We start from the raw sequence: 8,657 nt of genomic DNA, 5'->3' as shown, positions 1-8,657 counted from the left end.
TTTCCCCTTTGAGATGCGTTTTCCCCTTTGAGATGCGTTTTCCCCTTTGAGATGCGTTTTCCCCTTTATAGTGAATTAATCAAAGTCATTGGCTTGCACGTCATAAAAGGGTGTGTGGGGGCTTTGTATCAATGAGAAATATTTGAAAAAAAGCCTAAAATGCCTCTTATGGACGCTCTCAAAGGTCAATGGCTGTTGTAACATGAGAGACAAATGGTATGATGATGCTCAGCTACTACTTTTATGAAGTGAAAAGGGGCATGAAGGTAAAGAAGGATATGGCGCAAAAAGGGGCGGGTTTGATGGTTCACTTTACGGGGCTGGGGGCTATTATATCTTATTTACAGATACTGTTTTGAAATGAGCGTGGATGCGCTGGGAAATATTAAAAAAGTGCGTGAATGAAAGACATAAGTGTATTCTGTTTTAGAATGTCCTATTGTAACTGAAGAGGATATCTCCATTAAAGAATGCGATAAATAAAAGCATAAAATGTGTAATTTACATCAATTAATTGTCGTTGTCGTGGAGGCTTTAAGCCCGTAAAGCTGAAGAATGATGATGGATGTTAGCTTTACTCCTTGAAATTGCATATTATGCCAAAATAAAATTATATGCGCATTGCGAAAATTACACAAAAAGAGATGGGTAATAGGCTCGCTTTTATTTGGCATAGTAAGAGTTGAAACGGTTTGCTCTTTATCGTTTTGGTTTCTGTTTTAAAATATGCCGGTTATATGAGGGATGGAAGTTGATTGACAGCGGGAATGGATTTGTGGCTTTCAGTTCTCATCGTTAAGGTTTTGCGGAACTATTGGGGGACTATAGAGGTTGGTTTAAAGAGGTTGGAAAATATCTTTGTGCTTAATAAACAGATGAGACATTTTGCTAAAAAAGGGGAAACTTCTCTTGTTCATTGTTTAAAATGCTCTTTTAAGAAAAAATATCAAAATAAGTATCAGGAACAGAGAGGCAATAGACAATTCCTTCTTGTGTCAATTTGAGGGAAGCTGAACCATTCACGGAAATGGGAACGATTTTTTCGAGAACGGCACTACCAAAACAGGCTTTTTTATTGTTTGTGGGAGGGATGCCGGATTCAAAATTTTCATGCCACGTGATGATAAGTTGCGTTTTGCCATTCAGTTTTGTTTCAATTTCACAGCGTACACAGATGCTCCCCTTTTCTTGGGAAAGGGCTCCAAAAGAAAGAGAATTGACAATCAGTTCATGAAAAGCCAAACCGATATGCAAAGCGGCATTGGGAAAAAGATAAGGATCGACGCCTTCAAGTGAAAAACGTTCTGTTTCTTTCATAAAATAACCTAAAGCCTGCGTTTGGACCAATTCGCGAAATTGAGCACCGCGCCAATCGGAATCAGTGATCAGATCTTGAGAATGAGAAAGAGAATGAAGACGACCTTGAAATTTTCGTAAAAAAACCTGAAGAGATTCAGTATAGCGGGCGGTTTGGCTGGCAATACTTTGAATGATCGCTAGAAGGTTTTTAGAACGGTGACTGACCTCGCGAAGAAGGATTTTAAGCACTTGTTCACGGCGGCGTAAGCCGGAAATATTGACACCGGTGGTGATAATCCCAATAATGTCTTCGTTATCATTGCGGTGGCAATCAATAGAAAATTTGTACCAAATCTCTTGTTTATTTGTATCTTCAAAACGTGCTTCAACAGTTTGCATTTTGCCACTGGCTAAAACTTGCAGTTTGATGGTTTCCATATTGTCTGCAAGGTCAAGCGAAAAAAAGTCGCTGTCACGACACCCAACCCGCCATTTATTGTGCAAATGGTGTGGCAAGTTTTCAGCCCATAAATAAACCAGATTTGTTGCCTGATAGAGAACGCAAATATCAGCACCACGAATCGCTTGCATGAGCGCACTCATATGAGATCTATCCATGGGAGGCTTTGAAAGAGGCGTAACGATCATAATTTTAAGATGTTACCCTGTTCTAAGCCGCTTTAGAAGCATTCTCTTGAAAAAATAAAGCTTGGGAAATAAGCGCTTTCACCATATCAGGGTTAAAAGGTTTGGTCACTAAAAAAGTTGGTTCTGGACGCTCGCCAGTGAGAAGCCTTTCGGGAAAAGCCGTGATGAAAATCACCGGTATACGGTCATTTTTCAAAATCTCGTTGACCGCATCAATCCCTGAACTGTTATCGGCTAATTGAATATCAGCCAAAATCAACCGTGGTTTTTTCTTATGATACATGATGACAGCTTCATCACGCGTGCGCGCTATTCCTACAACATGATGACCTAGGCTTTCTACCATTTGCTCAATATCAAGTGCAATAAGAGGTTCATCTTCAATAATCATGACTTCAGTGGCAATTTGTTGAGAAATATCAATGGATGCTTGGTTGAGAAGCTTGCGAAATTCTTTTGTATCCAGATTCATGATTTCGCTGGCGTCTTGTTCATGAAATCCTTCAACGGCAATGAGCAAAAATGCTTGGCGTGCACGGGGCGTGAGATAGGATAATTTGGCACTGGTTTTTTGTTCAAGACCAAATTGGGGCAGGGGCTCAGGGATGTTTGGTGTGGTTTGGTCAAAAAGATGGCAAAAAAGCCAATAGGTACCAATTCGGTCAGTGGAGGCTTTGGGAAAAATGGAGATGTCGGCAATGAGTGCTTCCAACATCGCTGAAACATAGGCATCGCCAGAGGATTGGCTACCGGTGACAGAGCGGGCAAAACGTCGAAGATAGGGAAGATGCGGGGCAATGCGCGTTGATAATGACATAATTTATAACTCCTTTGACCTTTCAAGCATTTTGTTGGTTGAAATTCTCAACCGATAAAAAAGTTCCTTGATTTGTATGGAACTTTTTACCGGCAGCTATATTTACAACCATAAGGCGAAAAATTCTTCGCGGTGCTACTAGTAATATATGGATTAGGGGGATGAAAAATGAACGACCGTGATGAAAAAAATCTCACCACACAATTTAGAGTTGGAGATGATCTTCTCGGGGTCAATAGCGAAATAGCACGGAAGTTACGTCAATTTTACATGGAAATTCAAGAAGAAGCACTGCCACGGTGTTTGCTTGAGCTTTTAGAGAAGTTGGAGCGCGCAGAGCAATTTGGCTTAAACAATGTGGAAAAGGTTTGAATCCTTTATGTCAAAGTGCGCGAAAAACTTTAAACAAGAACTCCTTTCTGTGTTGCCGGCTTTACGAGCTTTTGCTGTTTCTTTAAGTGGCAAGCACGATAAAGCCGAAGATTTGGTCCAAGATACTGTTATGAAGGCATGGGCTAAGCAAGATAGTTTTGAGATGGGAACTAATCTTAAAGCTTGGCTTTTTACCATTTTGCGCAATGAATTTTATAGTCAAATGCGTAAAAAGGGAAGAGAAGTTCAAGATACCGACGGCGTGTTTACTCAAAATGTCGCTGTTCATCCTGCTCAATATGGATCACTTGATTTGCAAGATTTCAAAAAAGCCTTAAATTTGCTTTCTGCCGATCAAAGAGAAGCCATTATTCTCATTGGCGCATCGGGGTTTTCTTATGAAGATGCTGCGGCTATTTGTGGTTGTGCTGTTGGAACCATTAAAAGCCGTGTGAGCAGGGCGCGTAATCGATTACAAGAACTTCTTAAAGTCAATGGTGAGTCTGATTATGGTCCTGATTCTTACTCAGCTGGAAGTACATTGTGTTCATTTAACGGCTAAAAAAGCATAATAATTATGATCGATAGCCTTGTTTTTTTTATTCCCGTTATAGCTATTACAGTAAAGTCAGTATCTGAGGGAATTCAGAAGTTTGGCGTGTATCTTTAAGAACACAAGAAAAGCCTGTATAAAACTTTCTCACGGGCTTTAGGTTTTATGTTCCATAAGGTTGCCTTCCTTTGTGCTGAAAAATGACGACTTTCAAGTTCGCCAATGGACATTCTATGACAACAAAAACAAATTTGATGCCTCAAATGCCTTCTTCTGATGCAACGATATCACGCTGGCGGTGGGGTGCGATTGTTGTTTCTCTTGTTATGGCTCTTTTGGCATCGGTTTTTATTATGTTGCTTTCAAATGCCGTTGATCGAGAAGTCGCACAGTTGAATACAAGTTCAGAATTGCGCGAACAGGCTGATTTGGTCCTTATTAGCCTGATTGATATGGCTGTTGCTGACCGCAGCTATGCAAAAACGCGCAAGGCGGAAGATAAAATACGTTTTGAAAATGCAGAGCGGGAGTTGGGGAATATTCTCGACTATATCGCACTTATTGTTTATGCGCATCCGCAGTGGTATAAATGGTTTACGGCTTTTAAAGAAGAGGTTGAAGCACGAAAAGCCTTTATGAATGCCCATATGCGTGCTCTTGATGCGATTCCTGAACAACCTTCTCAACCTTCTCATGCGGACTCTTTGGAAGTATCAAAGATTCCTGTAGCACGTTTAGCTCAATTGATGACAAGCTTTATTAATGGGGATGATGTGGTGCGACAAAAACAGCGTGAGGGTATCGCATTGATGCGGGCGGCTTTGACATTGGCGGCTATTGTTTCCGTTGTGAGTACCTTTATTTCTGCCTATTTTGTTATTAATCGTTTTCATCGTGATATGCGCTCTTTAAAATTGTATCAATTGCTGCTTCATAGTGAAAATATCGCTCTGGAAGCCCGCGTGAAAGAACGAACACAAGAATTAGAAAGAGCACGTAATCACGCTGAAAAAGAACGCCAACGGGTTGAAATATTGTTGCAGGATGCAAGCCATCGTATTGGCAATTCTCTTGGGACGGTGTCTTCTTTGTTGGGGCTCCAGTTAAACCGGAGCAAAAATGAAGAGGTCCGTGCTGTTCTAGGGGCTGCACGTGATCGTATTCAGACAATTTCTACAGCACATCGTCGTTTGCGCTTAAGTGATGATATGGAAACGACACTATTGGCAGAGTTTCTCAGCTCTGTTGTGCATGATGTCGAATTGGCAGTCCCTTTTGAATTGCGTGAAAACATCACCATTCACACCAACTTTAAAGATTGTCGCCTGTCTTCAAGAGATGCGACAACACTTGGAATTATCCTTGGCGAGTTGCTAACCAATTCCTTAAAACATGCCTTTCCTGATCAACGGTCGGGTCATATTTATATCTCCTTTGGTCCCCAGAAAGATGGACAATTGATGCTCATTGTAGAAGATGATGGCGTGGGAATGAAAAGCCAAACTTTAAAACAAAAAACAGGACTTGGTCGTGTGGTCGTGGAACAGCTCTGTATGCAATTTGGTGAAAAACCTCTGTTTGAAACTTCTGCTTTAGGAGGTACAAAGATTGTCATTCCTTTGCCAAAACTTAGCATGAATAGTTCAAAAAAAAGCTCTGACTGATTTTTTAAAAGGGTAAATTTTCTCTTTTCTCGTGGTAAGCTGCCTTTCATTCATCGTGAATGTATGGGGAGGGCATCTTTTCACAAGAAGAAGGAAAAATACGGCTTCAGTAGCGCGAACACAGCACCATTCATATCAGATTGTCAATTGCCTTCAAGAGAAACAACTTTGCTTCTTTATCTTTTGGTGTAATGTTTGATTTTCTCTCTTGTTGTTTTTTTGCTTTGTTGACTCCGATGATCGGCTTTCAAAGTTCTCCTTGTCTGAGAGCTTTGAAGTGCTTAAGTTAGCCTTTAAATTTATTTTGAATAAGTGCTCCTTTAAGCCAATAATACTTATATTCGTAAGCTCTATTGCTTTGCAAAGAGAGAGTTTTTTCAAGTTTTGTTATTTTTTGTAAGGCATGTGAAACTTTAAATATGGGGTGTTTTTGTAAAAGTGTGTAACGAATACTCTTAAGGTAGAACGTGCTCAGAAAGTTCATGAAACACCGTCCTTTAGGGCTATGAACAGCATACATTCAACAAGTGGAATCTATTCAACAAAAAGTCGGGTTGTTTATAGAATGATATGGATTTTAGAATCTTCATCCTTTAGCGGGCACCTCTTTGATTTGAGATTTTATTGCATGGCAAATAAGGACGGGCTATCGTTTTGATAAAATAAACAAAAAGAGTTAGCCTTTTGGGGTTTCATATTTTTCACTTTTCTATTGTGCGTAAACCTGAAAAGGGGAGGGCGTTTTATTTTTAATCATTGTGATGCGACCTTGGGTGGTGGCATCTTTCGGCGTATTCTTTAATAGATATTTAAAATGCGGAAATCTCTTTGAGAAAAGTAAGCGCTCAAGCATATTTTTTAGATGTTTTGAGTCGTAAAAATGCAGATGCTTTCATGCTTTAAGTCTCTTCGGAGGGTACTATTGGGCTGTTGATCAAGGCATCAATGTTGTTTTTTTCTTGTAGGAATGTTTGTAGGTCTTGATTGGTTAAGGCTTTGCTATCCGGTATACGAATGCGCATGGGATCAACCTTGACGCCATTGACAATGATTTCAAAATGACAATGGGGTCCGGTTGCCATTCCTGTTGATCCAACATACCCAATAATTTGTCCTTGTCGTACTTTCACGCCTGGTTTGATGTCTGGTGCATAACGACTTTGGTGTGAATAACTGCTGACATATCCATTGGCATGTTGAATTTCCGTATGGTTTCCATAGCCGCCTGTTACGCCTACTCTTGTAACAATACCATCTCCTACAGCAATAATGGGTGATCCTTTAGGAGCAATCCAATCAACACCCGTATGCATGCGGACATAGCCTAAAATAGGATGTTTGCGTGGACCAAAGGGAGAGCCAAAAATGCCATTTGGTGTGGGTTTGCGCAACAAGAAAGGTTTTGAACTTTTCCCTTCAGAATCATAATAATCAACGCTTCCATCTTTTAATTGATAACGGTAATATTTATAAGTTGTATTCCCAAAAGTTGCACTAATATAACGAATTTCTGGATCAGCGTTCTTGGATGCTTCCTTTGCTTTCAAATTCTTTTTGCCGTTTTTGTTTTCTTTATCGCTTTGTGGTACAGCATAAAATATTTCGATCTGATCATTGGGTGTTATCGGACTTTTCATATCAATATTGGTGGCCAGCAGACGAATAAGACGATGAGAGAGAGATTGTGATATATTATGGCTTAGCAAAGCACTATAGAGTGCATCATAAGCCGTTGGTAATTGCGCGCTATTGATATAAGAATGTGGAATACCATTTTGAAAAGCCGTTTTAAGTGCTTTAGACATTTTAGGCTCTGTGCTTTCAATGAATTGGCCTTTATCATTCAGGGCAATGGTGAGAACATGATGCATCCCTTGATAGATACTTGCGCGTACGAGATGGTCTTCTTCACCAGCTTGTGTCACGATACCAATGCGTAAAAGGCTTCCCTCTTTAAGTGAATCGGAAAGGCTTATTTTTTCTAGCGTTTTTACAACCTGGTCAATTTGCTTTTTTGTATAACTGGTTTTTTTGAAAGCATCGGCTATCGTTTGTTTTTTACGAATAGGAATAATATCTTCAACATAGTTTTTCGTCAGATCGATACGGTGACTTTGAGGAGAAACGGTTACATTTTCTTGAACGATTCGAACTTCAGGGGATTCTGTGCCTTGGGAAGGGGAGGATACATCTTCTAATTTTAAAGGATCAATCAATGTGAGAACTGAAAGAAGTTCGGAGCTCTTTTCTAAAGTAAATCCAGCTTTTTGTACTTCTTGTTGTGCCTCTTCATCTGTCAATGTGTCGCTGTCATCAAAATCGAATTGATTTACCTTAAAATCATAGCTGCGTAAGGTGAGTTTTGTTTCAACCTTTGCACCGTAAATCTGCCCAGAATCTTCTTGTGGTGCGATATTTTGATTTTTCGTATCACTAGCAAGAATGCTTAAAGAATCAAATTTTGGATAGTTATATTTCTGGGGGCGATTTTCGGCTAAAGCCATACGAATCCATTCAAAATGTTGTGTTTGAATGACTTTTTCATCGCCTTTTTTTTGTAGAATCGATAGTTCAAATTGACGTTTTCTGTCAAAGCTTTGCCTTGCATGGGTGGGAGAAATACGATCACCTTTATAGCCATTGGCCTCAGGGTCTTGTGATTCTGATAGGTTTTCTTGCGTAAACCATTGTGGCGGTGTTACCAATCGCTGTTGTTCATCAAGAGCCGTAAAAAGTGCAATCCCCATAAGAATGCAGGAAGTGATTCCTGTCAGAATGGTTCCCGTAAGCCAACGAGCAGAGACCTGTCGGCGCGCAGGCCGCAAGCGCTTGACGACAAGAGCAGGGTCTTGTCCAGGATCGTTTTTTTGTTGTTCGTTATCCCACATAGATTTATAAGAGTACTTTTCAATATTAAATAAAGAAAGCTAGATAGATAGCTTAGCATGCTTCTACAGGAATTTGATTCTTTTTACAAATTACAGATCATGCGATTCTCTTTATACAGCAATGTCTTTATAAATCGTATCTGCGCAGAAAATTTTCTCTATTAAAGTAGCATAAAACAAGCGTTATTGTGATTAACTCATTCCTAGGCAACTTCCTATTTTTATGCATTGCAATGGGGTGCTATATTTTACTTTAAAGGCGCCATGCTCTCTTTGAACTCCTTGCTGTTTTCATGTTTTATTTTATGAAGGCAGATTTTGCCTATAATTGCTTGTTTCCAATAATGTCTTGAAATAGGATTTTTTGTTCAATATTTTATTGGTAAAGTTTGGGTTATTTTATTTAAAAAAAAATA

General features: G+C 39.6%; 6 protein-coding genes. 3 read left to right on the top strand and 3 right to left on the bottom strand.

Annotated features, from left to right (window positions below; translation table 11 throughout):
* Positions 1–933 precede the first annotated feature (933 nt).
* Together ACFILT_RS00305 and ACFILT_RS00300 are read right to left on the bottom strand one after the other, a co-directional pair.
* The gene (locus ACFILT_RS00305; protein WP_375618002.1) at positions 934–1,947 is read right to left on the bottom strand and encodes a sensor histidine kinase; all 1,014 of its coding nucleotides are present in this window, start codon (positions 1,945–1,947) and stop codon (positions 934–936) included.
* A 22-nt stretch (positions 1,948–1,969) separates the two neighbouring features.
* Positions 1,970–2,764 (bottom strand): response regulator, encoded by a 795-nt coding sequence (locus ACFILT_RS00300; RefSeq protein WP_375607013.1) that lies wholly within the window; start codon positions 2,762–2,764, stop codon positions 1,970–1,972.
* Between the two features lie 168 nt (positions 2,765–2,932).
* Between ACFILT_RS00300 and ACFILT_RS00295 the strand changes: the two genes are divergently transcribed.
* The 3 genes from ACFILT_RS00295 (at position 2,933) to ACFILT_RS00285 (ending at position 5,353) form a co-directional block, all read left to right on the top strand.
* A complete protein-coding gene (locus ACFILT_RS00295) occupies positions 2,933–3,136 on the top strand; it encodes a NepR family anti-sigma factor (RefSeq protein WP_375610684.1) in 204 nt (67 codons plus the stop codon).
* A 7-nt stretch (positions 3,137–3,143) separates the two neighbouring features.
* Positions 3,144–3,698 carry an RNA polymerase sigma factor gene (locus ACFILT_RS00290; RefSeq protein ID WP_375611691.1) on the top strand — a complete coding sequence of 185 codons (555 nt, stop codon included), beginning with the start codon at positions 3,144–3,146 and terminating at the stop codon, positions 3,696–3,698.
* A gap of 224 nt (positions 3,699–3,922) precedes the next feature.
* Positions 3,923–5,353: a sensor histidine kinase gene (locus ACFILT_RS00285; RefSeq protein ID WP_375611692.1), complete on the top strand. Its 1,431-nt coding sequence runs from the start codon at positions 3,923–3,925 to the stop codon at positions 5,351–5,353.
* Between the two features lie 899 nt (positions 5,354–6,252).
* On the opposite strand, the gene ACFILT_RS00280 is transcribed toward ACFILT_RS00285, so the two are convergent.
* Entirely contained in the window at positions 6,253–8,241 is a 1,989-nt protein-coding gene (locus tag ACFILT_RS00280) for a M23 family metallopeptidase (protein ID WP_375678890.1), read from the bottom strand.
* Positions 8,242–8,657 lie beyond the last annotated feature (416 nt).

It is taken from the genome of Bartonella sp. AP7XZML (genome assembly GCF_042195745.1).
Taxonomy (GTDB): domain Bacteria; phylum Pseudomonadota; class Alphaproteobacteria; order Rhizobiales; family Rhizobiaceae; genus Bartonella.
The sequence above is the reverse complement of the archived record's forward strand: the minus strand, read 5'-3'. Positions and strand labels throughout refer to the sequence as shown.